The 25269-nt window shown below is 51.2% G+C and carries 26 protein-coding genes; 15 read left to right on the top strand and 11 right to left on the bottom strand.

Annotation, left to right across the window (positions count from 1 at the left end; genetic code table 11):
- Window positions 1–62 precede the first annotated feature (62 nt).
- On the bottom strand, window positions 63–848 hold the full coding sequence (gene znuB, locus HV334_RS14465) for a zinc ABC transporter permease subunit ZnuB (protein ID WP_016152760.1): 786 nt from the start codon (window positions 846–848) through the stop codon (window positions 63–65).
- The gene (gene znuC, locus HV334_RS14460; protein ID WP_016152761.1) at window positions 845–1600 is read right to left on the bottom strand and encodes a zinc ABC transporter ATP-binding protein ZnuC; all 756 of its coding nucleotides are present in this window, start codon (window positions 1598–1600) and stop codon (window positions 845–847) included. Before znuC ends, znuB begins: the two co-directional genes overlap by 4 nt.
- Window positions 1601–1678: 78 nt before the next feature.
- On the opposite strand from znuC, the gene znuA reads away from it, so the two are divergent.
- The 3 genes from znuA (at window position 1679) to lpxM (ending at window position 5049) form a co-directional block, all read left to right on the top strand.
- On the top strand, window positions 1679–2623 hold the full coding sequence (gene znuA, locus HV334_RS14455; protein WP_019076521.1) for a zinc ABC transporter substrate-binding protein ZnuA: 945 nt from the start codon (window positions 1679–1681) through the stop codon (window positions 2621–2623).
- Window positions 2624–2638: 15 nt separating this feature from the next.
- A complete protein-coding gene (gene mepM, locus HV334_RS14450) occupies window positions 2639–3958 on the top strand; it encodes a murein DD-endopeptidase MepM (RefSeq protein ID WP_016152763.1) in 1320 nt (439 codons plus the stop codon).
- Between the two features lie 119 nt (window positions 3959–4077).
- Complete coding sequence (gene lpxM / locus HV334_RS14445) at window positions 4078–5049, top strand: lauroyl-Kdo(2)-lipid IV(A) myristoyltransferase (protein WP_047501988.1); 972 nt, start codon at window positions 4078–4080, stop codon at window positions 5047–5049.
- Between the two features lie 45 nt (window positions 5050–5094).
- Here lpxM and pyk read toward each other — a convergent pair whose 3' ends face one another.
- Window positions 5095–6537 (bottom strand): pyruvate kinase, encoded by a 1443-nt coding sequence (gene pyk, locus HV334_RS14440; RefSeq protein WP_046276423.1) that lies wholly within the window; start codon window positions 6535–6537, stop codon window positions 5095–5097.
- Between the two features lie 118 nt (window positions 6538–6655).
- The gene (locus HV334_RS14435) at window positions 6656–7525 is read right to left on the bottom strand and encodes a MurR/RpiR family transcriptional regulator (protein ID WP_019076523.1); all 870 of its coding nucleotides are present in this window, start codon (window positions 7523–7525) and stop codon (window positions 6656–6658) included.
- A gap of 368 nt (window positions 7526–7893) precedes the next feature.
- Here HV334_RS14435 and zwf point away from each other — a divergent pair, with 368 nt between their 5' ends.
- The 3 genes from zwf (at window position 7894) to kdgA (ending at window position 12089) form a co-directional block, all read left to right on the top strand.
- Window positions 7894–9369 carry a glucose-6-phosphate dehydrogenase gene (gene zwf / locus HV334_RS14430; protein WP_003034896.1) on the top strand — a complete coding sequence of 492 codons (1476 nt, stop codon included), beginning with the start codon at window positions 7894–7896 and terminating at the stop codon, window positions 9367–9369.
- A gap of 232 nt (window positions 9370–9601) precedes the next feature.
- Window positions 9602–11413, top strand: a complete 1812-nt coding sequence (edd, locus tag HV334_RS14425; RefSeq protein ID WP_047358576.1) for a phosphogluconate dehydratase — start codon at window positions 9602–9604, stop codon at window positions 11411–11413.
- 34 nt (window positions 11414–11447) lie between these two features.
- Window positions 11448–12089 (top strand): bifunctional 4-hydroxy-2-oxoglutarate aldolase/2-dehydro-3-deoxy-phosphogluconate aldolase, encoded by a 642-nt coding sequence (kdgA, locus tag HV334_RS14420; RefSeq protein ID WP_016152768.1) that lies wholly within the window; start codon window positions 11448–11450, stop codon window positions 12087–12089.
- A 66-nt stretch (window positions 12090–12155) separates the two neighbouring features.
- On the opposite strand, the gene purT is transcribed toward kdgA, so the two are convergent.
- Complete coding sequence (gene purT, locus HV334_RS14415; RefSeq protein ID WP_181220541.1) at window positions 12156–13334, bottom strand: formate-dependent phosphoribosylglycinamide formyltransferase; 1179 nt, start codon at window positions 13332–13334, stop codon at window positions 12156–12158.
- A 132-nt stretch (window positions 13335–13466) separates the two neighbouring features.
- Between purT and yebG the strand changes: the two genes are divergently transcribed.
- The 4 genes from yebG (at window position 13467) to ptrB (ending at window position 17155) form a co-directional block, all read left to right on the top strand.
- Window positions 13467–13757: a DNA damage-inducible protein YebG gene (gene yebG / locus HV334_RS14410; protein WP_003833810.1), complete on the top strand. Its 291-nt coding sequence runs from the start codon at window positions 13467–13469 to the stop codon at window positions 13755–13757.
- A 121-nt stretch (window positions 13758–13878) separates the two neighbouring features.
- Window positions 13879–14232, top strand: a complete 354-nt coding sequence (gene yebF / locus HV334_RS14405; RefSeq protein WP_103766151.1) for a protein YebF — start codon at window positions 13879–13881, stop codon at window positions 14230–14232.
- A gap of 101 nt (window positions 14233–14333) precedes the next feature.
- Window positions 14334–14993 (top strand): tellurite resistance TerB family protein, encoded by a 660-nt coding sequence (locus HV334_RS14400; protein ID WP_016156220.1) that lies wholly within the window; start codon window positions 14334–14336, stop codon window positions 14991–14993.
- An 86-nt stretch (window positions 14994–15079) separates the two neighbouring features.
- Window positions 15080–17155: an oligopeptidase B gene (ptrB, locus tag HV334_RS14395; protein WP_181220540.1), complete on the top strand. Its 2076-nt coding sequence runs from the start codon at window positions 15080–15082 to the stop codon at window positions 17153–17155.
- Here the strand turns inward: ptrB and exoX are convergent.
- The 3 genes from exoX to HV334_RS14380 form a co-directional block, all read right to left on the bottom strand.
- Entirely contained in the window at window positions 17137–17799 is a 663-nt protein-coding gene (gene exoX / locus HV334_RS14390; protein ID WP_181220539.1) for an exodeoxyribonuclease X, read from the bottom strand. The genes ptrB and exoX overlap by 19 nt on opposite strands.
- Before the next feature lie 23 nt (window positions 17800–17822).
- Window positions 17823–18479: a carbon-nitrogen hydrolase family protein gene (locus HV334_RS14385; protein ID WP_047415371.1), complete on the bottom strand. Its 657-nt coding sequence runs from the start codon at window positions 18477–18479 to the stop codon at window positions 17823–17825.
- A 106-nt stretch (window positions 18480–18585) separates the two neighbouring features.
- Window positions 18586–18816 carry a DNA polymerase III subunit theta gene (locus HV334_RS14380; protein WP_003034925.1) on the bottom strand — a complete coding sequence of 77 codons (231 nt, stop codon included), beginning with the start codon at window positions 18814–18816 and terminating at the stop codon, window positions 18586–18588.
- Window positions 18817–18959: 143 nt separating this feature from the next.
- On the opposite strand from HV334_RS14380, the gene yobA reads away from it, so the two are divergent.
- The 5 genes from yobA to pphA all read left to right on the top strand — a co-directional run bounded on the left by yobA (window position 18960) and on the right by pphA (window position 23150).
- Window positions 18960–19334 carry a CopC domain-containing protein YobA gene (gene yobA / locus HV334_RS14375; RefSeq protein ID WP_047415373.1) on the top strand — a complete coding sequence of 125 codons (375 nt, stop codon included), beginning with the start codon at window positions 18960–18962 and terminating at the stop codon, window positions 19332–19334.
- Between the two features lie 3 nt (window positions 19335–19337).
- Window positions 19338–20210 carry a copper homeostasis membrane protein CopD gene (copD, locus tag HV334_RS14370; RefSeq protein WP_049271209.1) on the top strand — a complete coding sequence of 291 codons (873 nt, stop codon included), beginning with the start codon at window positions 19338–19340 and terminating at the stop codon, window positions 20208–20210.
- A gap of 20 nt (window positions 20211–20230) precedes the next feature.
- Window positions 20231–20569, top strand: coding sequence for a YebY family protein (locus HV334_RS14365; protein WP_003833793.1), 339 nt, complete (start codon window positions 20231–20233; stop codon window positions 20567–20569).
- A 581-nt stretch (window positions 20570–21150) separates the two neighbouring features.
- Complete coding sequence (locus HV334_RS14360) at window positions 21151–22431, top strand: hypothetical protein (RefSeq protein WP_181220538.1); 1281 nt, start codon at window positions 21151–21153, stop codon at window positions 22429–22431.
- A gap of 77 nt (window positions 22432–22508) precedes the next feature.
- Window positions 22509–23150 carry a protein-serine/threonine phosphatase gene (pphA, locus tag HV334_RS14355; protein ID WP_016156284.1) on the top strand — a complete coding sequence of 214 codons (642 nt, stop codon included), beginning with the start codon at window positions 22509–22511 and terminating at the stop codon, window positions 23148–23150.
- On the opposite strand, the gene HV334_RS14350 is transcribed toward pphA, so the two are convergent.
- The 3 genes from HV334_RS14350 to rsmF all read right to left on the bottom strand — a co-directional run bounded on the left by HV334_RS14350 (window position 23151) and on the right by rsmF (window position 25170).
- Window positions 23151–23342: a YebW family protein gene (locus tag HV334_RS14350; protein ID WP_016152779.1), complete on the bottom strand. Its 192-nt coding sequence runs from the start codon at window positions 23340–23342 to the stop codon at window positions 23151–23153.
- A 102-nt stretch (window positions 23343–23444) separates the two neighbouring features.
- Window positions 23445–23681 carry a YebV family protein gene (locus tag HV334_RS14345; RefSeq protein WP_029139506.1) on the bottom strand — a complete coding sequence of 79 codons (237 nt, stop codon included), beginning with the start codon at window positions 23679–23681 and terminating at the stop codon, window positions 23445–23447.
- A 100-nt stretch (window positions 23682–23781) separates the two neighbouring features.
- Window positions 23782–25170: a 16S rRNA (cytosine(1407)-C(5))-methyltransferase RsmF gene (gene rsmF / locus HV334_RS14340; protein WP_249415071.1), complete on the bottom strand. Its 1389-nt coding sequence runs from the start codon at window positions 25168–25170 to the stop codon at window positions 23782–23784.
- Window positions 25171–25269: the final 99 nt, after the last annotated feature.

The raw sequence follows: 25269 nt of genomic DNA, 5'->3' as shown, positions 1-25269 counted from the left end.
CATTTCGCTCATGAAATAAAAAGCCGGATAAGGCAATAGCCTCCATCCGGCTAAAATACGCATTAGCTCGCCTGTTTTTTCATCATGCTGAAGATAAACAGCAGCGCAGCACACAGCACCACGGAAGGACCTGCCGGGGTGTCATAGAAGGCCGAGAAGGTCAGCCCGCCTGTAACCGCTATCATTCCCACACCAACGGCAACCCCTGCCATCTGTTCTGGCGTACGGGCAAAGCGACGGGCGGTTGCCGCAGGGATAATAAGCAGCGAGGTGATAATTAACGCCCCGACAAATTTCATCGCCACGCCAATAGTTAATGCTGTGACCAGCATCAGCAGTAGCTTAACGCGTTGCAGCTTCACGCCATCCACAAATGCCAGATCCGGACTGATGGTCATCGACAGCAGGTTGCGCCACTGCCAGAACAAAATCGCCAGAACGATAACCACCCCAATGGCGATGGAGATAAGATCTTCTGGCGTCACGGCGAGCAAATCACCAAACAGATAGGCCATCAGATCCACACGGATGTTGGACATCAGGCTGACGACAACCAGGCCTAATGACAGTGCACTGTGGGCCATAATGCCCAGTAAGGTATCAATCGCGAGGTGAGGGCGTTTTTCCAGCCATACCAGACCGCCTGCCAGCAATAAGGTGACGACGATGACCGCATAGAAAGGGTTTACATCCAGCAGCAGGCCAAAGGCGACCCCCAGTAGCGAAGCGTGGGCCAGCGTATCACCGAAATAAGACATTCGACGCCAGACCACAAACGAGCCGAGCGGGCCAGCGGCACAGGCCAGCATGATCCCGGCTAACCAACCGGGTAATAACAATTCAATCATGAGTGACCATTTCCCCGGCGTAAGACGATACGACCCTGTAAATCGTGGCGGTGATTATGATTATGACGGTAAATTCCGAGTTGTTCGGCACCGCGTTGTCCGAACATTGAGATGAATTCCGGGTGCATGGAAACCACTTCCGGCGCACCAGAACAACAAATATGATGGTTCAGGCACAGTACCTCATCGGTTTTTGCCATCACCAGATGCAGGTCATGAGAAACCATCAGTACGGCGCAATCCAGTTCACGTCGCAACTGGTCGATAAGATCGTACAGTGCGACCTGCCCATTGACATCCACGCCCTGGGTTGGCTCATCAAGCACCAGTAGCTGAGGTTTATTCAATAAAGCACGGGCCAACAGGACGCGTTGTGTCTCCCCGCCAGAGAGTTTTTGCATCGGCGCATTCATCAGATGTCCGGCCTGAACACGCTTCAGTGCCGGAAGGATATCTTCTTTTTTGGTGCCGGGACGTAGGCGCATAAACCGACTTACCGTCAGCGGAAGCGTCGTATCGAGGTACAGTTTTTGCGGCACATAGCCAATCCGCAATCGACCATTACGCTTGATAACTCCCTCATCAGCCTCTACCAGCCCTAATACAACGCGCACCAGCGTAGATTTCCCGGCACCATTTGGACCGAGAAGCGTCAATATTTTACCGGGTCGAAGTTCAAGCGATACGTCAGAGAGGACGCGGCGTTGACCATAAGAGACCGAGACATTTTCCAGTGAAACCAAAGTCGTCATATCAATTTTAGTCTTGCAGAAGTTATAGAATGTTATAATATCACAATTCTCACATTCATTACGATGATTGGTCGCATTATGTTACATAAAAATACGCTTCTTTTCGCAGCATTATCCGCTGCTCTTTGGGGTAGTGCAACACAGTCGGCAAATGCCGCTGTCGTGGCTTCTCTTAAGCCACTGGGGTTTATCGCTTCAGCCATTGCTGACGGGGTTACTGACACCCAGGTTCTGCTGCCTGACGGGGCTTCCGAACACGATTACTCATTGCGTCCTTCAGACGTAAAACGCTTACAGGGCGCGGACTTAGTCGTTTGGATTGGACCTGAGATGGAAGCGTTTATGGAAAAATCAGTCAAGAATATTCCTAACGCAAAACAGGTAACGATTGCGCAGCTCAATGACGTGAAGCCGTTACTCATGAAAGGTGCTGATGACGATGATGACGATCATGGACATAATGATGCCGGCAGTGAAAAAAGTGACGAGCATCACCATCACGGCGATTACAACATGCATCTTTGGCTTTCCCCAGAGATAGCACGGGCCTCAGCGGTTGCAATCCATGAAAAATTAGTGGAACTTATGCCGCAAAGTCGAGCCAAACTTGACGCCAACCTGAAGGATTTTGAGGCACAATTAGCCGCAACCGATAAGCAGGTAGGTAACGAGCTCGCGCCGCTCAAGGGAAAAGGTTACTTCGTTTTTCATGACGCCTATGGCTACTACGAAAAACACTACGGACTAACACCGCTTGGTCACTTTACCGTGAACCCTGAGATTCAACCTGGTGCGCAGCGTTTACATGAAATAAGAACACAGTTGGTTGAGCAAAAAGCAACCTGCGTTTTTGCTGAGCCACAGTTCAGGCCAGCGGTCGTTGAAGCCGTCGCGAGAGGGACATCCGTTCGAATGGGAACGTTGGATCCGCTCGGAACGAATATCAAACTGGGTAAAACAAGCTATTCAGCGTTTTTGAACCAATTAGCCAACCAGTATGCGAGCTGCCTGAAAGGAGATTAATGAGGAAGTGATTACGTGCAACAGATAGCCCGCTCTGTCGCTCTGGCATTTAATAATCTGCCGCGGCCCCATCGCGTTATGCTGGGGTCGCTTACCGTACTGACATTGGCCGTCGCTGTCTGGCGGCCCTATGTTTACCATCCTGATTCTGCACCCATCGTCAAAACTATCGAGCTGGAAAAAAGCGAGATTCGTTCACTATTGCCTGAGGCCAGTGAACCTATCGATCAGGCCGCTCAGGAAGACGAAGCCATCCCACAGGACGAACTGGATGACAAAACGTCTGGTGAAGCCGGCGTGCATGAGTATGTCGTCTCCACGGGCGATACGCTGAGCAGTATTCTGAATCAGTACGGCATCGATATGGGTGACATCAGCCAGCTCGCGGCTTCCGACAAACAACTGCGTAACCTGAAAATTGGTCAGCAACTTTCCTGGACGTTAGGCGCGGAAGGTGATTTGCAGCGCCTGACCTGGGAAGTCTCCCGTCGTGAAACCCGTACTTACGATCGCACCGCGACGGGTTTTAAAATGAGCAGCGAAATGCAGCAGGGCGATTGGGTTAACAGCCGAATCAAAGGCACCGTGGGCGGAAGCTTCGTCGCCAGTGCCAAAGATGCCGGACTGACCAGCTCTGAAATCAGCGCAGTGATTAAGGCCATGCAGTGGCAGATGGATTTCCGCAAACTGAAAAAAGGCGATGAGTTCTCGGTACTGATGTCTCGCGAAATGCTGGACGGTAAGCGTGAGCAAAGCCAACTGTTGGGCGTACGCTTGCGTTCTGAAGGTAAAGATTATTACGCAATCCGTGCTGAAGACGGTAAGTTCTATGACCGCAACGGTACCGGACTGGCGAAAGGCTTTATGCGTTTCCCGACGGCTAAGCAGTTCCGCATCTCTTCCAACTTTAACCCGCGTCGTCTGAACCCGGTGACCGGACGCGTTGCGCCGCACAAAGGTGTCGACTTTGCGATGCCGCAGGGGACGCCGGTGCTGTCGGTGGGTGATGGCGAAGTGGTTGTAGCGAAGCGCAGCGGCGCAGCCGGATACTATGTTGCGGTTCGTCATGGTCGCACCTATACCACACGTTATATGCACCTGCGTAAGTTGTTGGTCAAACCAGGACAAAAAGTGAAACGTGGCGATCGTATCGCGCTGTCTGGCAATACCGGGCGTTCAACGGGTCCGCATCTGCACTACGAAGTCTGGATCAACCAGCAGGCAGTGAATCCTCTGACGGCGAAACTGCCGCGCACAGAAGGCCTGACTGGCTCGGATCGTACCGATTACCTGGCACAGGTGAAAGAGGTTGTTCCTCAGTTGCGTTTCGATTAATTAACACGCTGACAGAGCCGGTACGCTATGCGTGCCGGCTTTTTTATTTTGTACGGCGCATCGCGCGCCGCTACACTATCAGCAGATCTACTTTTCGCCGCACCAAACACTGGAAGAGCATGGAAACGAAAAAAAAGAATATTGAATATATCCCTGAGTTTCACAAATCATTTCGCCATCCGCGCTACTGGGGTGCATGGCTTGGTGTGGCGGCGATAGCAGGCATTTCGTTAACGCCAGCATCATTTCGCGATCCAATTCTGGCAAAGCTCGGAAGAATGGCAGGGCGGCTGGGAAAAAGCTCGCGTCGCAGAGCACTGATCAATTTATCCCTCTGCTTTCCTGAGCGCAGCGAAGCTGAGCGTGAAGCTATTGTCGATGAGATGTTTGCGACTGCACCTCAGGCGATGGTTATGATGTCGGAACTCGCCATACGCGGCCCGGAAAAAATTCAGCATCGGGTTGACTGGCAGGGGCTGGAAATCATCGAAGAGATGCGTCGCAACGATGAAAAAGTGATTTTTCTGGTTCCTCATGGTTGGGGCGTAGATATCCCAGCGATGCTGATGGCTTCCCAGGGACAGAAAATGGCTGCGATGTTCCACAATCAGGGAAACCCGGTATTCGATTATGTGTGGAACACGGTACGCCGTCGTTTCGGTGGTCGTTTGCATGCCCGTAATGATGGCATCAAACCGTTTATTCAGTCTGTACGTCAGGGATATTGGGGATACTACCTGCCGGATCAGGACCATGGCCCTGAGCACAGCGAGTTTGTGGATTTTTTTGCTACCTATAAAGCCACGTTACCGGCGATTGGCCGCCTGATGAAGGTGTGTCATGCCCGTGTGGTGCCGCTGTTCCCGGTATACAATGGGAAAACGCATCGCTTAACGATTCAGGTTCGTCCTCCGATGGATGACATCCTGACGGCGGATGACCACACCATTGCCAGACGAATGAACGAAGAAGTGGAAATCTTTGTGACGCCGCATCTCGAGCAATACACCTGGATTCTAAAACTGCTTAAGACGCGTAAACCGGGTGAAATTGAGCCTTATAAGCGTAAAGATCTTTATCCGAAGAAATAAAAAAAAGCCTCTCAAACGAGAGGCTTTTTTACATCAAACGGGGCGTTACTCGACGGTCAGAATACGCGTGGTATTCGTTGAGCCAATGGTGCTCATGACATCGCCTTGCGTCACAATGACCAGGTCGCCGGAAACCAGATAGCCTTTATCGCGCAGCAGATTCACTGCTTCATTGGCGGCAACGACGCCGTCAGTTTCGCTGTCAAAGTGAACCGGGGTGACGCCGCGATACAGGGAAGTCAGATTCAGCGTACGTTCATGACGAGACATCGCGAAAATCGGCAGACCAGAACTGATACGTGAAGTCATCAGCGCAGTACGACCGGATTCCGTCATTGTGATGATAGCGGTGACCCCTTTCAGGTGGTTAGCGGCATACATCGCTGACATGGCAATCGCTTCTTCAACGTTATCAAACTGCACGTCAAGGCGGTGTTTAGAAACATTGATGCTCGGGATCTTCTCAGCACCCAAACAGACGCGCGCCATAGCCGCGACGGTTTCAGCCGGGTACTGACCTGCTGCAGTTTCTGCAGAGAGCATAACGGCATCGGTACCGTCGAGGACGGCGTTAGCCACGTCCATCACTTCCGCACGGGTCGGCATTGGGTTGGTGATCATCGACTCCATCATCTGCGTGGCGGTAATGACCGCACGGTTCAGCTGACGTGCGCGGCGAATCAACGCTTTCTGAATACCTACCAGCTCAGGATCGCCAATTTCAACGCCCAGGTCGCCACGCGCCACCATCACCACGTCGGAGGCAAGGATGATGTCATCCATCGCATTCTGGTCGCAGACGGCTTCTGCACGTTCTACCTTGGCGACAATTTTCGCATCGCAGCCAGCGTCGCGCGCCAGACGGCGGGCATAGTTCAGATCTTCGCCGCAGCGCGGGAAGGAGACGGCCAGATAGTCAACGCTGATTTGCGCAGCGGTGACGATGTCGGCTTTGTCTTTTTCGGTCAGGGCTTCAGCAGAGAGACCGCCGCCCAGTTTGTTAATGCCCTTATTGTTGGACAGCGGGCCACCGACGGTAACTTCGGTGAAGACTTTCATGCCCTGAACTTCCAGCACTTTAAGTTGTACGCGGCCGTCGTCGAGCAGCAGGATATCGCCTGGGACGACGTCAGCAGGCAGTCCTTTATAATCAATACCGACTTTTTCTTTGTCGCCTTCGCCTTTGCCGAGGTTGGCGTCTAACAGGAACTTGTCGCCAACGTTAAGAAATACTTTACCTTCTTTAAAGGTTGATACGCGGATTTTAGGTCCCTGCAGGTCACCCAAAATAGCTACATGACGTCCCAGTTTTGCGGCAATTTCACGGACTTTATCCGCCCGCAGTTTGTGATCTTCTGGAGAGCCGTGAGAAAAGTTCATACGTACGACGTTTGCACCCGCGGCGATAATCTTTTCAAGGTTATTATCGCGGTCAGTTGCCGGGCCTAACGTGGTAACAATTTTGGTTCTGCGAAGCCTTCTGGACATGTAATACTCCGTTGACTGAAACAACTTGGTGTTGCGTGAACATTAATCCGGTCGTTCCCAAATATTAACGGTAAATGAACGACCCGGATGATAAAAGGGTAGAACATTGTTATTGCTTTTAGCGGTCATCACTCTTGATGAGTAATTCTTTATCAAAACGCGATTCCTTGAGCGCTTCCTTGACACGCTTCAAGTTATCTCTAAATTTTGCCCCACGGCGCAAAGTAAATCCTGTAGCCAGCACATCTATCACGGTCAGTTGAGCAAGTCGAGAGACCATGGGCATATAAATGTCAGTATCTTCCGGTACATCGAGAGTAATTGCCAGCGTTGCTTCACGCGCCAGTGGCGTGCCGGGAGAGGTGAGGGCGATAACCATGGCGTCATTTTCCCGCGCCAACTGCGCCAGTTCCACCAGACTTTTGGTTCTTCCGGTATGAGAAATAAGCACAATAACGTCGTCGTCACTACAATTCATGCAACTCATGCGTTGCAGAACAATATCGTCGGAATAGATTACCGGTACGTTAAACCGGAAAAATTTATTCATTGCGTCATGCGCCACTGCGGCAGAAGAACCGAGGCCAAAGAAGGCAATTTTTTTCGCCTGAGTTAATAAATCTACTGCCCGGTTTACCGCTGCGTTATCCAGCGACTGGCGGACGTGGTCGAGGCTTGCCATCGCTGACTCGAAGATTTTCCCCGTGTAAGATTCTACGCTGTCATCCTCATCCACATTGCGATTAACATATGGGGTGCCATTTGCCAGACTTTGCGCCAGATGCAGTTTAAAATCAGGGAAGCCGCGGGTATCCATGCTGCGACAGAAACGGTTCACCGTCGGTTCGCTGACATTGGCTTCCACAGCAAGTGTGGCGATGCTTGAATGGATTGCCCGCTCGGGAGAGGCAAGAATAATGTCGGCGACTTTACGCTCTGACTTGCTCAACTGTTCCAGTTTTAACTGGATTTTTTCCAGCATATTCATGATGTAGGTAGACTCATGGGTCATGGGCAAAAACGATTTCAATGATACGGAGAAATCGGGGCATAATTTCGTGTATAGATATTACCCCTGCTAATGCAGCAACGGGGCAAAATGGACAGAATAGTTGTTGTTTTTTTTCATTACATGATCGGAGTCGGGTTTTCTTACGTCTTCAGGGGTACGAAAAAAGATGACTTTTTTGTCCAATTTGCGACGACAAACGCCCATAAAGCGACTGTTCGCGGTAACAGCACGGCTGGATAAGCGTTTACGGTTTCCGGATTCACGTAAAAGCAGTACAGTGCACTGTAATAAAATTACAACCAGTGTCTGGCAAAAGCACCAGGCACTTAATTGAGGAGAATGACATGGCGGTAACGCAAACAGCCCAGGCATGTGACCTGGTCATTTTCGGCGCGAAGGGCGACCTGGCGCGGCGGAAATTGCTGCCTTCCCTGTATCAACTGGAAAAGGCCGGCCAGATTAACCCGGAAACCCGTATCATTGGGGTAGGGCGTGCCGACTGGGACAAAGCAGCCTATACCAAGGTTGTGCGTGAAGCGCTCGAAACCTTCATGAAAGAAAAAATCGACGAAGGTTTGTGGGAGACTCTCAGCGGTCGTCTGGAGTTTTGTAATCTGGACGTCAATGACACCGCCGCGTTTAGCCGTCTGGGCGAAATGCTGGATCAAAAATCACGTACCACCATTAACTATTTCGCGATGCCGCCGAGTACCTTTGGCGCGATCTGCAAAGGCCTGGGTGAAGCAAAGCTGAATGCTAAACCAGCCCGTGTTGTGATGGAAAAACCGCTGGGTACGTCGCTGGCAACATCCCGTGAAATCAACGATCAGGTCGGCGAGTATTTCGAAGAGTGTCAGGTTTATCGTATCGACCACTATCTTGGCAAAGAGACGGTCCTGAATCTGCTGGCACTGCGTTTTGCCAACTCCCTGTTTGTGAACAACTGGGATAACCGCACTATCGATCACGTAGAAATTACCGTGGCGGAAGAAGTGGGTATTGAAGGCCGTTGGGGCTATTTTGACCAGGCAGGTCAAATGCGCGACATGATTCAGAACCACCTGCTGCAGATCCTGTGCATGATTGCGATGTCTCCGCCGTCCGATCTGAGCGCCGACAGCATTCGTGATGAAAAAGTGAAGGTACTGAAATCGCTGCGTCGTATCGATCGTTCGAACGTACGTGAAAAAACGGTTCGCGGTCAGTACACCGCGGGGTTTGCCCAGGGCAAAAAAGTGCCGGGGTATCTTGAAGAAGAAGGCGCGAACAAGAGCAGCAACACGGAAACGTTTGTGGCGATCCGTGTGGATATCGATAACTGGCGCTGGGCGGGAGTTCCGTTCTACCTGCGTACCGGTAAACGTTTACCGACGAAGTGCTCTGAAGTGGTGGTTTACTTCAAAACGCCTGAGCTGAATCTGTTCAGAGAATCCTGGCAGGATCTGCCGCAGAACAAGTTGACCATCCGTTTGCAGCCTGATGAAGGTGTCGATATCCAGGTACTGAACAAAGTGCCGGGTCTGGATCACAAGCATAATCTGCAAATTACCAAGCTTGATCTGAGCTATTCCGAAACCTTCAACCAGACGCACCTTGCCGATGCCTATGAGCGTCTGCTGCTTGAAACAATGCGCGGAATTCAGGCGCTGTTTGTGCGTCGTGATGAAGTTGAAGAAGCATGGAAGTGGGTCGACTCAATTACCGAAGCCTGGGCGATGGACAACGACGCGCCGAAGCCGTATCAGGCAGGGACTTGGGGCCCGGTTGCTTCTGTGGCGATGATTACCCGAGATGGTCGTTCCTGGAACGAATTCGAGTAAAATATCATCTAGCCCATAGGTGTTATTTTACCGGTAACATGATCTAACACAGATTGTAGAATAATTTTTGCACTTTTAAGCTCCGCGTGGATTCACCCGCGGGGCTTTTTTTATTACACTGCCTGAAACGATTTTGCCCCTGAGCTACGGCCAACAAGCGATTCAGCTATTTTTACCCAACTGAAACACATTGTTGATCCAACGCTCTGACAGATAAATTTTAGGAGCCTCTATGAATCCGAATTTGTTACGCGTAACACAACGTATCGTCGAACGTTCTCGTGACACACGTTCCGCCTACCTCGCCCGTATTGAACAAGCGAAATCAACTACCGTTCATCGCTCGCAACTGGCATGCGGTAACCTGGCGCATGGTTTTGCTGCGTGTCAGCCGGACGATAAGGCCTCGCTGAAAAGCATGCTGCGTAACAATATCGCGATCATTACCTCCTATAACGACATGCTTTCCGCGCATCAGCCGTATGAACACTATCCGGCCATCATTCGTAAAGCACTGCATGAAGCCAATGCAGTAGGCCAGGTTGCTGGCGGTGTACCTGCAATGTGCGACGGTGTGACCCAGGGACAGGATGGGATGGAGCTTTCGCTGCTCAGTCGTGAAGTGATTGCGATGTCTGCTGCAGTGGGCCTTTCCCACAACATGTTCGACGGCGCGTTGTTCCTCGGCGTGTGCGACAAAATTGTCCCGGGCCTGGTAATGGCTGCGCTGTCATTTGGTCATCTGCCGTCAATCTTTATTCCTTCCGGTCCGATGGCGAGCGGTCTGGCGAACAAAGAAAAAGTGCGTATCCGTCAGCTGTATGCTGAAGGTAAAGTCGATCGCATGGCGCTTCTTGAATCCGAAGCGGCGTCTTATCACGCTCCGGGTACCTGTACGTTCTACGGCACGGCGAACACTAACCAGATGGTGGTGGAGTTTATGGGTATGCAACTGCCTGGCTCCTCATTTGTACATCCTGATGCGCCGCTGCGTGAAGCGCTGACCGCGGCTGCAGCCCGTCAGGTAACACGCCTGACCGGCAACGGCAATGAATGGATGCCGATCGGTAAAATGATCGATGAAAAAGTGGTAGTGAACGGTATTGTGGCGCTGCTGGCGACCGGGGGCTCTACCAACCATACGATGCACCTGGTGGCTATGGCGCGTGCGGCCGGGATTCTGATTAACTGGGATGATTTCTCCGATCTGTCCGATATCGTGCCGCTGATGGCGCGTCTGTACCCGAATGGTCCGGCAGATATTAACCACTTCCAGGCGGCGGGTGGCGTACCGGTGTTAATGCGTGAACTGCTTAATGCGGGTCTGCTACATGAAGATGTGAACACCGTTGCCGGATTCGGTTTATCCCGCTACACCATGGAACCGTGGCTTAACGAGGGTGAACTGGACTGGCGCGAAGGGGCGGTGAAGTCTCTGGACAGCAACGTGATCGCCACCTTTGACCAACCATTCTCCCACCACGGCGGCACCAAAGTGCTGAGCGGCAACCTCGGGCGTGCGGTGATGAAAACGTCGGCGGTACCGGTAGAAAACCAGATTATTGAAGCACCGGCAGTCGTCTTTGAAAGTCAGCATGATGTGTTACCCGCGTTCGATGCCGGTCTGCTTGACCGGGATTGCGTGGTGGTTGTGCGCCATCAGGGGCCAAAAGCGAACGGAATGCCAGAATTACATAAACTCATGCCGCCACTTGGTGTATTATTGGACCGTTGTTTCAAAATTGCGTTAGTTACCGATGGACGACTTTCAGGTGCTTCAGGTAAAGTGCCTTCAGCAATCCATGTAACCCCGGAAGCTTATGATGGCGGGCTGCTGGCAAAAGTACGCGATGGCGACATCATTCGTGTGAATGGACAGACAGGTGAATTGACGCTGCTGGTGGATGAAGAGGAACTTGCCTCCCGTCAGCCACACATTCCTGATCTCAGCGCATCGCGCGTGGGTACGGGACGTGAAATGTTCAGCGCGTTGCGTGAAAAGCTGTCCGGTGCGGAGCAGGGCGCAACCTGTATCACTTTTTAAGACTTATTTTGTAATCAGGCGAGAGAAAACTCTGATGAAAAACTGGAAGACAAGTGCAGAAGCAATCCTGACCACTGGCCCGGTTGTACCGGTTATCGTGGTTAATAAACTGGAACACGCGGTGCCAATGGCAAAAGCGCTGGTTGCAGGGGGCGTGCGCGTTCTGGAAGTGACCTTACGTACCGCATGTGCGATGGATGCCATTCGCGCGATCGCAAAAGAAGTTCCCGACGCTATCGTTGGTGCGGGTACCGTACTGAATCCACAGCAGCTGGCTGAAGTCACTGAAGCGGGTGCGCAATTTGCTATCAGCCCGGGCCTGACCGAGCCGCTGCTGAAAGCTGCAACTGAAGGCACTATTCCGCTGATCCCAGGCATCAGCACCGTGTCTGAACTGATGCTGGGTATGGACTACGGTTTGAAAGAGTTCAAATTCTTCCCGGCGGAAGCAAACGGCGGTACTAAAGCGCTGCAGGCAATTGCGGGTCCGTTCTCTCAGGTCCGTTTCTGCCCAACCGGCGGTATCTCTCCGGCGAACTACCGTGATTACCTGGCACTGAAAAGCGTGCTGTGCATCGGTGGTTCCTGGCTGGTTCCGGCAGATGCGCTGGAAGCTGGTGATTACGCACGCATTACCAAGCTGGCTCGTGAAGCAGTAGAAGGCGCGAAGCTGTAATAACGCAAAATGCCCGGTAATCATTACCGGGCCTGCGAGTCTGAAACGGGCCATCTGGCCCGTTTTTTATCCTGCGACTTTCACCTGTGCCGCCGCGTCTTTCGCGCGTGTTACTGCGTCTTCAATACTCTGCGCTGTGGCCAGCACAACGCCCATACGACGGCTCCCGTCGATGTCTGGCTTGCCGAAGAATCTGACTTGCATACCTGTGCCCACAGCGGCCTGTACGTTATCAAACGTGACATTCTGGCTGGTAAGCTGCGGCAGAATAACGGCGGAAGCAGAAGGCCCATATTGACGGATTGCGCCAACCGGCAGACCGAGAAATGCGCGAACATGCAGGGCAAACTCAGACAGATCCTGCGAAATCAAGGTCACCATACCCGTGTCGTGAGGGCGAGGGGAAACTTCGCTGAAAATCACCTCATCACCGCAGACAAATAGCTCTACCCCAAACAGACCGTGGCCGCCCAGCGCCAGCACCACCTTACGGGCAATCTCCTGCGCTCGAGCCAGCGCCAGTTCACTCATCTGCTGCGGCTGCCAGGATTCGCGATAATCGCCATCTTCCTGACGATGTCCTACCGGTGCGCAGAAATGCACGCCATCAACGGCGCTGACGGTAAGCAGGGTGATTTCAAAATCAAAATTCACTACGCCTTCGACGATAACGCGTCCGGCACCTGCTCGGCCGCCTTGTTGAGCATAATTCCAGGCTTCAGTGAGTCGATCGGCGGAACGGATAAAGCTCTGTCCCTTACCGGAGGAACTCATTACCGGCTTCACGATGCAGGGATAGCCGATTTCGGCGACGGCGTCGCGAAAGCGGGCTTCGCTGTCAGCAAAGCGGTAAGAAGAGGTCGGTAGAGCTAATTCTTCGGCTGCGAGACGACGGATTCCTTCGCGGTTCATGGTCAATTGCGTCGCCCGGGCGCACGGCACGATGTTTTGACCGTCCTGTTCCAGTTTTACCAGCATATCCGTGGCAATCGCCTCTATTTCCGGCACGATATAATGTGGTTTTTCACGCTCGACGAGCTGGCGTAAAGCATCGCCATCCAGCATGTTGATTACGTATGAGCGATGGGCAACGTGCATGGCTGGCGCGTCGGGGTAACGATCCACGGCAATGACTTCCACACCCAGGCGTTGGCATTCAATCGCCACCTCTTTACCCAGTTCACCTGAACCTAATAACATCACTCGCGTTGCTGCGGGACGCAGCGCTGTGCCTAATAACGTCATAAATTAATCCCCTGTTTTATCTGGGCGCAGTATATACGAAAACGTTTGCGTCTGTCTTTATTACCAGGTTGATTTCAAGGCGCAAAAAGAATATACTGTACATAAATACAGGTGATTTAAGAGGCTGCAAAAATGGCGGTTGAAGTTAAATACGTAGTCATTCGGGAAGGTGAGGAAAAAATGTCGTTTACCAGCAAAAAGGAAGCCGATGCGTATGACAAAATGCTTGATACAGCAGATTTGCTCGACACATGGCTGGAGCAATCGCCGGTAGCGCTCGAAGACGAGCAGCGCGAAGCGCTTTCCCTGTGGCTGGCTGAGCAGAAAGATGTGCTGAGCGCCATTCTGAAAAACGGCAAGCTGCCCTCTCCGCAGGCGGTCGAAAACGATGCGCACGCTGAGGATGATACTCAGGCTGCCTGAAACGACTTGCGCTCCTGACGTTTTGTACCATGCTTTTCCCTGAATCATTGTGCATTCCCTGACGTCTTTTCACGTTGCAACAGGCAACCTGAAGGACGAAGGGGAGGTTAAGGAGAAAAGAATGTATAAAAAAAGAGCGTTGTTGAGCCTGCTGTTGTTGTCTGCCAGCGTAGCTGTATTTGCGGCAAATATGGAAAGCAAGAAAGTTCAGTTCCCCAAGTGCGAAGGACTGAATGCTGACGGTATCGCGGCGAGCGTGAAACGTGATTATCAGCAAAATCGCATCGCGCGCTGGGCTGACGATCAAAAACGTGTCGGGCAAGCCGATCCTGTCGCCTGGGTCAACACGCCCGATATTACGGGCAAAGATGGGAAATGGTCAGTTCCCCTCACGGTTCGCGGTAAAAGCGCGGATATTCACTACCAGGTAAAAGTCGACTGCAAAGCCGGAACGGCGGAGTATCAGTCGCAGTAACGAAGGCAGAAGGTATTTGCACTTCTTTTGATGACCTGAACACTTCCTGACATCCCCTCGGGTACGCTTTGATGATTATTCGTCTGTACTTGAGGGGCAACATGGCTAACTGGCTGAATCAACTTCAATCTCTTCTTGGGCAAAAAGGATCTTCCGCGTCATCTTCTGGTGAGCAAGGGCTGAGTAAACTTCTGGTTCCCGGCGCGTTAGGCGGTCTGGCAGGATTACTGGTTGCCAACAAATCTTCACGTAAATTACTGAGTAAATACGGCACCAGCGCGCTTCTGGTGGGCGGCGGTGCGGTTGCCGGTACCGTGTTATGGAACAAATACAAAGATAAGGTTCGCGCGGCGCATCAGGGTGAGCCGCAGTTCGGTGCACAAAGCTCGCCGCTGGATGAGCGAACCGAACGACTGATCCTGGCGCTGGTTTTTGCGGCGAAAAGCGATGGTCATATTGATGCCAAAGAACGTACCGCCATTGAGCAGCAGCTCCGTGAAGCAGGCGTGGAAGAGCAGGGCCGCGTTCTGATCGAACGCGCCATTGAACAACCGTTAGATCCTCAGCGCCTGGCACAAGGGATCCGCAACGAAGAAGAGGCGCTGGAAATTTACTTCCTGAGCTGTGCGGCGATTGATATCGACCACTTTATGGAGCGTAGCTATCTGAACGCGCTGGGCGATGCGTTGAAGATCCCGCAGGATGTTCGTGAAGGCATTGAACAGGATCTCAAGGAACAAAAACAGGCTTTACCGGGTTAATTACTTACCGTTAAGGCGCATGTTTCGCTTGCATCATTGCTGTCTTTTGCCACCCTTATAGGATGTTTAAGCAAAAGAACAATGACATGCTACCAAAAGCTTCTCGTATTCCCCACGCCATGACAAATCATGGCGATACCCGCGTTGATAATTATTACTGGCTGCGAGATAACACCCGCTCGCAGCCAGAAGTGCTGGATTATCTGCAACAAGAAAATGCGTATGGCCGCCAGATCATGGCCTCGCAGCAGGCATTGCAGGATCGCGTCCTGAAAGAGATTATCGACCGTATCCCGCCTCAGGATGCTTCCGCCCCCTATGTGAAGAATGGTTATCGCTACCGGCATATTTATGAGCCGGGGTGCGAATATGCCATTTATCAGCGTCAGTCTGCCTTCAGTGAAGAGTGGGATGAATGGGACACCTTGCTGGATGGTAACCAGCGCGCGGCCCACAGTGAGTTTTATACGCTGGGGGGACTGGCGATATCTCCGGATAACACCATCATGGCGTTGGCCGAAGATTATCTCTCTCGTCGGCAATATGGCGTGCGTTTTCGCAATCTGCAAAGTGGCAACTGGTATCCGGAAGTGCTGGAAAACGTTGAAGCGGATCTGGTCTGGGCGAATGACTCGCAAACCTTCTATTACGTGCGCAAACACGCAACGACGCTGCTCCCGTATCAAGTGTGGCGGCATACCGTCGGCTCGCCGTCATCACTGGATGAGCTGGTGTATGAAGAAGCCGATGACATGTTTTATGTCAGTCTGCATAAAACCACCTCGTTACATTATGTGGTTATTCATATCGCCAGCGCGACCACCAGTGAGGTTTTGCTGCTTGACGCAGAACTGGCGGATGCCGAGCCGTTAGTCTTTTTAGCGCGACGCAAAGATCACGAGTACAGCCTCGATCACTATCAGCATACGTTTTATCTGCGTTCCAACCGTCAGGGTAAAAACTTCGGCCTGTACCGTACCCGTGTGCGTGATGAACAAACCTGGGAGACGCTGATCCCGCCGCGCGACAGCGTCATGTTGGAGGGCTTTACGCTGTTCACAGACTGGCTAGTGGTGGAAGAGCGTCAGCGGGGCTTAACCAGCCTGCGACAGATTAACCGTAAAACGCGCGAAGTGGTCGGTATCGCTTTTGATGATCCGGCGTATGTGACATGGCTTGCCTATAATCCAGAACCTGAGACATCGCGCCTGCGTTATGGCTATTCCTCCATGACCACACCGGATACGCTGTTTGAACTGGATATGGACACCGGAGAGCGTCGCGTACTCAAACAGACGGAGGTCCCAGGATTTGATGCGGCGAACTACCGTAGCGAACACGTATGGATCACCGCGCGTGATGGCACCGAGGTTCCGGTTTCGCTGGTTTACCATCAAAAGTATTTCCTGAAAGGGAAAAACCCGTTACTGGTCTACGGCTATGGCTCGTATGGCGCCAGCATGGACGCCGATTTCAGCAGCAGCCGCTTGAGCTTACTGGATCGCGGCTTTGTTTATGCCATTGCTCATGTGCGTGGCGGCGGCGAGTTAGGACAGCAGTGGTACGAAGACGGTAAGTTTCTGCTCAAGAAAAATACCTTCAATGACTACCTCGACGTCTGCGACGCGCTGCTAAAAATGGGTTATGGCGCGCCTTCGCTGTGTTATGGCATGGGGGGGAGCGCCGGAGGAATGTTAATGGGTGTTGCCATTAATGAGCGCCCGGAACTCTTCCATGGCGTCATTGCGCAAGTGCCTTTTGTCGATGTGGTGACCACGATGCTGGATGAGTCCATTCCCCTGACGACCGGTGAGTTTGAAGAGTGGGGGAATCCGCAGGACGAAGAGTATTACACCTACATGAAAAGCTACAGCCCGTATGACAATGTTACAGCGCAGGCTTATCCTCATCTGCTGGTTACGACGGGATTACACGACTCCCAGGTGCAATATTGGGAACCGGCAAAATGGGTGGCAAAACTGCGTGAGCTGAAAACGGACGATCGTCTGCTGTTACTCTGCACGGATATGGATTCCGGGCATGGTGGAAAATCCGGGCGTTTTAAATCATACGAAGGCGTGGCCCTGGAATACGCGTTTTTGATCGGACTGGCGCAGGGGACACTGCCTGGGCAGGCGTCTGCTCAGGCGTTATCCAGATAGTGCTTCAGCGTTAAGCGCAGCTCCGGGCTCATACTGTCGAGGTTATTAAATAACCAGCGCAGATAGCCCGGATCGCGTTCAGCCACTTCTGATACAGGTTTTCCGCGATACTTACCAAAAGTGAAAGTAGTGAGTAACGCAGGACGGCCGGTAATATCGACCATCTGTTCTGCTGACCAGCCTGACGTTTGTATGATGTCGATCAGCAGTGCCGCGGTGATGTAGCAGTCGTACAGGGCACGGTGATGATGCAGGCCAGCTGGAGTCTGCACGCTCAGTTTGCGCGATTTATACAGCGCCATGTTGCTGTATTTGATTCCTGGCCACAAACGACGGGAGAGTTTCATGGTGCAAATCCACTCCCCGGGCATGTCGGGTAATACGCGGCGATCAAAACTTGCATTGTGCGCCACGTACCATTCGCTGCCGTAATATTGGGGGATGACATCTTCAATCCACGGCTTATCGGCCACCATCGCTTCCGTAATGCGATGAATTGCCATCGCCTCAGGGCTGATGGGGCGGTCAGGACGCACCAGGTGGCTCATGGGGTTGACTATTTTTCCGTCAACCACATCGACAGAAGCAATCTCAACAATGCCTCCCTGCAGACCACAGGTTTCCGTATCTATTATGCGCAACATGCCATGCTCCTGACCCAAAACGATTAGCGTAAAGGAATGATATCACCTTGCCAACCCCGTGGCGTGCGTTGACCGGTTAAGAGTAAGGAACCGCTGTCTGCGCGAACAATCAATCGACCTTGCTCATCCCATAACGCGCTGCTGCCACGCGCATTGGCCATTAATACCGCAATGGCAAATTTATGCGAGAAACTCTGTAGACGAGATGTGGAGGAGAGCAATTCGGGCTCACTGACAGACTGACTGCTGGTGAATAGCGAGTACGCCGGGTCGATATCGATACCTTCCGGCTGGCTATCCACAACACTGATGGCATTTTGCTGTCTGGCGATACAGGCCCCGTGGCTCTGATGAAACATTAAGGGGGAGGTCATCCAGGGAGAGAAAAGCGCGATACCTTTTACGAACCGATTGTTATGTTCTACCGATAGCCCCGCAATAATCGTCATGCGATAAGTCACGGCTGCATGCGCGAGAGGTTCTAACAACGCTTCATCGGGTGGGGCAGGGAGCGCGTCATTCTCATCAACACAACCCAACAGGGAAAGGGAGGGGAAAACCAGCAATTCACATTGGCATTGAGCGGCTGCCTGAATGAATTGCAGGTGATGCGCGACATGTTCGGTAACTGAGGTTTGAAGAGGTTCGTACTGTGCTGCTGCGATTTTCCAGTGCGACATAATGATTTCCTTTTCATAGTGTCTACAACCATCTTTAAAGTATAGATTAAGAATATACTTATACTGTAGCAGGCATCATGTAAGGAATCGTAACGTAATATAAGTTTTATTTAACTTTAGGCTCGTAGGGTAAACGTGAAAGGGAAACGGATGCCAGACGGTGCGCGATCAGTCTTTCCCGAAACCAGTCGCGTAAATGTTCGGGCTGTTCACGCTCAACGACTTCGGCAACAACCGGCATGTTGTATCGCTCCTTAAATGCGACACCCGCCGCGGCCAGGTCAACATTGACCTTATCCATTTCAGCTTGCTCAAGTTTGGCCAGATTGATGTTCATGGGCTTCTCCTTTTCTCTGTCTTTCGGCGCGCAAAGTTACTAAGAGTGTGCATTAATGGCAAGACCGAAATGATGATTCTCGACTCGATCATTGTAGAAGGTTATTCTCTATAGATTAGACATAACAAAAAGGAATAGTTGAAATGGCTTCATCTGCATCTATGCTTCGCAACGCTCTCATCGTACTCGCCAGCCTTCTGGCAACTCCCGCCGCCCTGGCTCATGCTCACCTGACGAAACAAAGCCCGGCGGCTAATGCCGATGTTGCGGTATCTCCTCAGGCGTTGACGCTGAATTTCTCTGAAGGTGTCGAGCCGGGATTCAGCGGCGCAACGCTAACAGGCCCAAACAAAGAACAGATCAAAACGGGCAAGGCATCACGCAGTGAACAGGACAAAACACAACTGATTATTCCGCTTGCTCAAACGCTTGAGGCCGGAAAATATACTGTCGACTGGCACGTCGTCTCCGTGGATGGCCATAAGACAAAGGGGCAATATACCTTTAGCGTGAAATAACCGATGCTGGAATTTACCTGGGTTGCACTACGGTTTATCCATTTTACCACGTTGATGCTGGTGTTTGGCTGTGCGCTCTACGGCGCATGGCTGGCTCCCGTTTCGGTTCGTCGTTTAATGATGCGTCGTTTTTTGCGTCTGCAACGACATGCCGCAGCGTGGAGCTTTATTAGCGCGACGCTGATGCTGGCGATCCAGGGTGGTTTAATGGGCTCAGGCTGGCGGGATGTTATTTCTAGTGACATATGGGGCGCCGTGTTGCAAACGCAGTTTGGCGGCGTCTGGTTATGGCAGATTATCCTCGCGTTGGTCACGCTGGTGGTGGTAATTATAGTGCCGCGCAGCATGCCGCGAAGGCTGTTAATGCTGACGATTGCGCAGTTTATTTTGCTGGCTGGCGTCGGACACGCGACGCTGCATAGCGGTATCGCTGGTGCAATCCAGCAGGTTAACCACGCCTTGCATTTGGTATGCGCTGCCGCCTGGTTCGGCGGTTTGCTGCCCGTACTTTACTGTATGCAAATGGCGCAAGGCCGCTGGCGGGAACAGGCCATCAATACTATGATGCGTTTCTCCCGCTACGGGCATCTTTTCGTTATCGGAGTTTTACTTACCGGTATCATGAATGCGCTGTTTATTGTCGGTTTTTCTGTTCCCTGGCACATGGCTTACGGGCAACTGCTTTTGTTAAAAGGTGCTCTGGTGATGCTAATGGTGGCGATTGCGCTGGTGAATAGGTATGTTCTGGTACCACGCATGCGGCAGGATAACCGCAGTATGACACTCTATTTTGTTTGGATGACTAAGCTGGAATGGGGAATTGGGGCCGTTGTGCTGGCGATTGTCAGCCTGTTTGCAACCCTCGAACCTTTCTGATTGATGGATTGGCGAAACGCATGAAAAAAATCATTATCTCGTTATTACTACTGGCAAGTTCAGGGGCCGCGCTGGCTGCGCCACAGGTCATCACCGTCAGCCGTTTTGAGGTTGGCAAAGATAAGTGGGCGTTTAATCGGGAAGAGGTGATGCTGACCTGCCGTCCTGGTAACGCGCTGTATGTCATCAATCCCAGTACGCTGGTGCAATACCCATTGAATGATGTTGCCAGACAGCAGGTAGAGAGTGGGAAAACTACGGCGAAGCCGATCGAGATTATCCAGATTGACGACCCGGCGAAACCGGGCGAAAAAATGAGCCTCGCACCGTTTGTGGAGCGTGCAGAAAAGCTCTGCTAATTGTCAGATGTAGCGTTCTGATTTCCAATAAAAAACCGCAAGGCTCTCTCAGGAGAACTTGCGGTTTTTACGTTTGGATGTGTGACAATCGTCCTTTTTTTCAGGCCACTTTAGTCGCGGACTGGAAAACCTGGCGCTGTCATCTATTCTTAAATGGCAGGGTAACTTAGCCTGCATTAATGCCAACTTTTAGCGCACGGCTCTCTCCCAAGAGCCATTTCCCTGGACCGAATACAGGAATCGTATTCGGTCTCTTTTTATGTGGATTTTATTTCAATCACTTAGGACATCATGTCCGAAAGTTTCCGAAATTTGTCCGCATATCACAATTCGGGATTTCTTCCTTATACCACACTGCTTTTAACATTTACACTTCATTTGCGCAGAAAAAGATCAGATCGTGATGCCCATTTTTTCCTGTTCTCCAGGCGTATGGTCTGCTTATGCGCCAGCATTTCAGTTGTCACTAGTGCCGAGAGGTTTAGACTCACTTGTATCAATAGCGGTATAATTATCCATCAATTGATGCCGTTCTGGCCCCTGATACATGGACTCAGTTTCTCAATAACGAGATATAAGAAATGGAAAAGTTAAAAGAAAGACTCGTGATGGAGATTGGTAATGCTGAAGATCTCTCTGCAGCATTAAAACTATACACCAGTTTCTATCTATTAATCCCAGAGTATAAATTTGTCTTTTCATCGCCTAAAGGGCCATATCCAGGGTTTCAAACTAACAAGAAATTCAAGCATGGGGCGTCTATACGCTCTTTATTCAATGATGAAAATGTTTTCGTTATGGATCCTCAAACCATAGAGGAAATGTTCAGCGATAAAGGACACTCCACATTTAAAATAGATTACTCAATATCTCTTGATAGCCAGGCATTAAGTTATCTCAGACCATATATCAATGGTAAAGGTTCTGGTCTGGATGATGACATCGAAGAAATATTTAAATTTATTTCTCATCAGAATACACAAGTAGACTCTGTGTTATATGAGCTGGAGAACCTTAAAAATCTGGATGAGAAAGAGAATCACCATAAAATATTCGATAAGTTGATGGGTTACGAATTTATAAAAGATGTTGATCTCGTTAAGTCAGGAACCAGCGGAATATTGACCTCAAAAATATCGCAAGGTGAGCTTTTTATTAATACCGACAGACATTTTAGCTCACTGCTCACTAAAAACAAAGACTCTGAGTTCAGGCGTGCGTTAAGAGACAGGCACGATAGTATTTACGCTTATGTTCTTATGATGAGTATCATCCAAATCAAATCGCCTGCCAGATCGCTCAAAAATAAATTGATCGATCTATTAAGTTTTGCTCACACCAAAGTATGCTTTTTGGCGACAAGAGAGTTAATTCTAGCGAGTGAGTTTTTTATACGAGGGACAGAATTTAGGTTTTTTAACAAAATACATAAAAAGTCGAAAAATATGTGGTCGGCATTACATGGTATGGCCTGGGATCTGACTCATTGTCGGTATTTAGAGCAAGCACTTACCTTCAATACAGGAAATGATGAGCGATATTTTTTCCCTGGAATATTGACTTGTGACAAAGGTTTTATTGAGGCGATGGAGCTCACGCCGCTTAAGGCCGTTGCATTTGATACCAAAGGTGGGCCGCCGTTGCTGTTTTATCATGAACATGATGTGATAAAAATTACCGGGGATATCCCTGCGGTTAATGATTTCTATCAGGAATTGTGTTGTAAACAGAAAAGAGAAGAAAGAGCTCGTGCGCGTAATGCACCCACTTATGACCTGCAATCTATAGTAGCTGAACTGGAAGCAGAACTGGAAGCTGTTGCGTTAGTACCTCGTCGACGCGTGGATAGCGTAGGACCGTGATGTATGATTCGGTCGCTCTGTTTTTTACTGCTATGGTTTAATTTAGAACAGGGCAATATTTGTGTACAGGAGGTCAAATGGGACTGCCTGACAATGCTTATCAAAGAGTGGAAGCGACGCGCTGGCGACATGTTTGGGTGGTTGGGGATATCCACGGTTGCTTCTCATTATTGATGGCGAAATTGCGCCTGTGTCATTTTGATCCGTGGCAGGACCTGCTGGTTTCAGTGGGGGATGTTATCGATCGCGGGCCTGACAGTCTGCGTTGCCTGAAACTACTGCGTAAACGCTGGATTATCGCGGTCAGAGGGAATCATGAACAGATGGGGCTGGACGCGCTGGCAACCGGGGAGCAATTCCTGTGGTTTATGAATGGCGGTTCGTGGTTTGCGCAGGCGGAGCAGCCAGCGGCGACAGCCGCTCTTGAAACGTGTCGGCAATTACCCTGGATTCTGGAGCTGCGTTGCCAGAACGGCATACACGTTATTGCTCACGCAGATTACCCTGATGATAATTATCAGTGGCAAAAAGAGGTCGATTTACAGCGGGTACTGTGGGATCGCACAAGGCTGATGAATAAAGGCAACGGCATTCGCGGCGCGGATCACTTTTGGTTTGGCCATACGCCTCTGCGTCAGCGGCTGGATCACGAGAATCTGCACTATATTGATACTGGTGCGGTGTTTGGTGGCGAGTTGACGCTGGTGCAACTGCAATAATCAAAAATCGCTGTATTCCTGGGCCGGACGCCAGAAGCTGTCGATGTAGTCATCCGCGGGTAAACATCCGCCGTTACGAATACGCTGATCGTCCATCGATATCAGGCACTGCTGCTCAGTTTTGTAGACATCAACAACGATATCTTCACAACCGCCACCCAGGTAGCACACAAAAAGAACCAGCGTGAACATTCCATCCTCAAATGGTAAAGCCATAGCTGTAGTGTAGAAGATGTTGATAGATGAGGGAAATTAACCAAGAAATAACCCGTCTGGCGACGGGTTCTTTTTGAATCAGGCAAGGCGCATGATCCAGGCATCTGACTTACGATCGTAGTGCTCGCGAAATAGAACTGAATGTTCTCCGTTAAGAAGAGCCGGGACGCTGGTGTCGGCATCCCAGGCATCAAGTTGCATGCATAAATCCGGATCGGATTTACACGGAATGGTTAACGTTCGGTCCCCTGGCGATTCGCCATGTAACTCGGCGTCGTCGATTTCAAAAGCGCCAATGCGCACACTGGTTTTCATCATCGTGCTCTCCGTTTATTTGCTGGTTGTGGTACGACCAGTTAGGTCGTCCATTTTTCAGCGTAGTCAACGTTAGCAAAAGCGCCAGTAAAAACGTGCGTTATCCTGTAAAGAGTTTGCCATCCCGGACAAGATCGCGCGGGTAGCTATTCTTTAATCGCGATCCAATACGTTTCGCCAGGCCAATCGGCTGATGCTGGAACGTAACCAGCACATCGTCTGTGGTCGGTGCGGTCTGCGGGTAGACATCTCGTCCGCGGTACCACTCTTCGGCTTCGGCAAGGGTCAGTTCAAACGCATGGCTGTGATTTGTGCTGGCGAGAGCAATGACGGCTTCATGCTGCCAGCGGTACCCTTTATTGTGCGTTTCAGCGAGTTTGATGCCGAGTCGGGAAAAGCGGACTTTGCCGATCAGGGGTTCAATCTCGGTTGGGAATAGCCAAATCTCTTTATCACGCTGCCACAGGCGCAGAGTGTCTTCCCACTGCAATCCACAGGCGTTAGCGGCCTGAGTGACAAGCGCGGATTCACGTCCTTTAAGCGGGGTGAACGGGAAGTTACCGACTTTGTATTTTGGCGTCGGTAGTGCAGGGATCGCGGCAGTTTTGCGCAGACGCGCGACGAAAAAACCTTCACATTCGTAGATCTGCGGGAACACATGCAGGAATCCTTCCGGGGTCAGGGCGCGTTCAGCCTGCGGGAATAAATCGCCCAGTGGTAAAAACTCGACGGCGTCCGGGTAGGTCTCAATCAGCCACTGCATAATGTCTTCATTTTCGTCACGGTTCAGCGTGCAGGTTGAGTAAACCAACGTGCCGCCAGGACGCAAGGCATGAAAGGCGCTGTCGAGAAGTTCGCGCTGGGTTGCGGCAATTTCCAGATTACTTTCTGGCGACCAGTTTTTTAGCGCATCGGGATCTTTACGCACCACGCCTTCACCGGAACACGGCGCGTCCAGCAAAATGGCATCGAAGGCTTCTGGCAACGCTGCGCCAAATACCCGCCCGTCAAAATGGGTTAGCGCGACATTGGCTATCCCGCATCGGCTGATATTGGCATGCAGGACTTTGACGCGACTGGCGGAAAACTCATTCGCCAGAATCGCACCCTGATTTTTCATTTTTGCGGCAATTTGCGTGGTTTTGGAGCCGGGGGCTGCCGCGACATCCATCACGCGATCCGGGGTATTGCCATCGGCAAACAGCGCGGCTACCGGCAGCATTGAGCTGGCTTCCTGAATATAAAACAGGCCGCTTAAATGTTCCGCGGTACTGCCGAGCGGTACTGACTTTTCATCATCGCGTTCGATCCAGAAACCTTCAGCGCACCAGGGTATCGGAGTGAGCGACCAGTTGTAAGGTGCAGTCAGAGTGAGGAAATCGGCAACGGAGATTTTCAGCGTATTGACGCGGATGCTGCGACGAAGCGGACGCTGGCAGGCAGCGATAAAATCATCAAATGAGAGCGTGGAAGGCATTGCTTCACGCATTTGGTTTAGAAAGGCGTCGGGAAAATAAGCCACTTGGTACCACCGGCAAAAAAACAGGTGCGCAGTGTAGCATAAGTGCTCCGGCGCGAGTATGTACGC

Origin of the sequence: Citrobacter sp. RHBSTW-00944, from assembly GCF_013615435.1 — a bacterium.
Lineage (GTDB): Bacteria > Pseudomonadota > Gammaproteobacteria > Enterobacterales > Enterobacteriaceae > Citrobacter > Citrobacter braakii.
This window is presented reverse-complemented; position numbering and strand designations above follow the sequence as displayed.

What these genes read in the sequence shown, in the direction of transcription:
- HV334_RS14385 (WP_047415371.1), bottom strand. Translation starts at nt 18,479, where the DNA reads ATGTCGCACTGGAAAATCGCAGCAGCACAGTACGAACCTCTTCAAACC.
- rsmF (WP_249415071.1), bottom strand. Translation starts at nt 25,170, where the DNA reads ATGCGTGAAGCAATGCCTTCCACGCTCTCATTTGATGATTTTATCGCT.
- HV334_RS14360 (WP_181220538.1), top strand. Translation starts at nt 21,151, where the DNA reads ATGGAAAAGTTAAAAGAAAGACTCGTGATGGAGATTGGTAATGCTGAA.
- purT (WP_181220541.1), bottom strand. Translation starts at nt 13,334, where the DNA reads ATGACGTTATTAGGCACAGCGCTGCGTCCCGCAGCAACGCGAGTGATG.
- yobA (WP_047415373.1), top strand. Translation starts at nt 18,960, where the DNA reads ATGGCTTCATCTGCATCTATGCTTCGCAACGCTCTCATCGTACTCGCC.
- ptrB (WP_181220540.1), top strand. Translation starts at nt 15,080, where the DNA reads ATGCTACCAAAAGCTTCTCGTATTCCCCACGCCATGACAAATCATGGC.
- HV334_RS14365 (WP_003833793.1), top strand. Translation starts at nt 20,231, where the DNA reads ATGAAAAAAATCATTATCTCGTTATTACTACTGGCAAGTTCAGGGGCC.
- pyk (WP_046276423.1), bottom strand. Translation starts at nt 6,537, where the DNA reads ATGTCCAGAAGGCTTCGCAGAACCAAAATTGTTACCACGTTAGGCCCG.
- kdgA (WP_016152768.1), top strand. Translation starts at nt 11,448, where the DNA reads ATGAAAAACTGGAAGACAAGTGCAGAAGCAATCCTGACCACTGGCCCG.
- znuC (WP_016152761.1), bottom strand. Translation starts at nt 1,600, where the DNA reads ATGACGACTTTGGTTTCACTGGAAAATGTCTCGGTCTCTTATGGTCAA.
- HV334_RS14400 (WP_016156220.1), top strand. Translation starts at nt 14,334, where the DNA reads ATGGCTAACTGGCTGAATCAACTTCAATCTCTTCTTGGGCAAAAAGGA.
- yebG (WP_003833810.1), top strand. Translation starts at nt 13,467, where the DNA reads ATGGCGGTTGAAGTTAAATACGTAGTCATTCGGGAAGGTGAGGAAAAA.
- edd (WP_047358576.1), top strand. Translation starts at nt 9,602, where the DNA reads ATGAATCCGAATTTGTTACGCGTAACACAACGTATCGTCGAACGTTCT.
- HV334_RS14435 (WP_019076523.1), bottom strand. Translation starts at nt 7,525, where the DNA reads ATGAATATGCTGGAAAAAATCCAGTTAAAACTGGAACAGTTGAGCAAG.
- HV334_RS14380 (WP_003034925.1), bottom strand. Translation starts at nt 18,816, where the DNA reads ATGAACATCAATCTGGCCAAACTTGAGCAAGCTGAAATGGATAAGGTC.
- lpxM (WP_047501988.1), top strand. Translation starts at nt 4,078, where the DNA reads ATGGAAACGAAAAAAAAGAATATTGAATATATCCCTGAGTTTCACAAA.
- exoX (WP_181220539.1), bottom strand. Translation starts at nt 17,799, where the DNA reads ATGTTGCGCATAATAGATACGGAAACCTGTGGTCTGCAGGGAGGCATT.
- znuA (WP_019076521.1), top strand. Translation starts at nt 1,679, where the DNA reads ATGTTACATAAAAATACGCTTCTTTTCGCAGCATTATCCGCTGCTCTT.
- znuB (WP_016152760.1), bottom strand. Translation starts at nt 848, where the DNA reads ATGATTGAATTGTTATTACCCGGTTGGTTAGCCGGGATCATGCTGGCC.
- copD (WP_049271209.1), top strand. Translation starts at nt 19,338, where the DNA reads ATGCTGGAATTTACCTGGGTTGCACTACGGTTTATCCATTTTACCACG.
- pphA (WP_016156284.1), top strand. Translation starts at nt 22,509, where the DNA reads ATGGGACTGCCTGACAATGCTTATCAAAGAGTGGAAGCGACGCGCTGG.
- HV334_RS14350 (WP_016152779.1), bottom strand. Translation starts at nt 23,342, where the DNA reads ATGTTCACGCTGGTTCTTTTTGTGTGCTACCTGGGTGGCGGTTGTGAA.
- HV334_RS14345 (WP_029139506.1), bottom strand. Translation starts at nt 23,681, where the DNA reads ATGAAAACCAGTGTGCGCATTGGCGCTTTTGAAATCGACGACGCCGAG.
- yebF (WP_103766151.1), top strand. Translation starts at nt 13,879, where the DNA reads ATGTATAAAAAAAGAGCGTTGTTGAGCCTGCTGTTGTTGTCTGCCAGC.
- zwf (WP_003034896.1), top strand. Translation starts at nt 7,894, where the DNA reads ATGGCGGTAACGCAAACAGCCCAGGCATGTGACCTGGTCATTTTCGGC.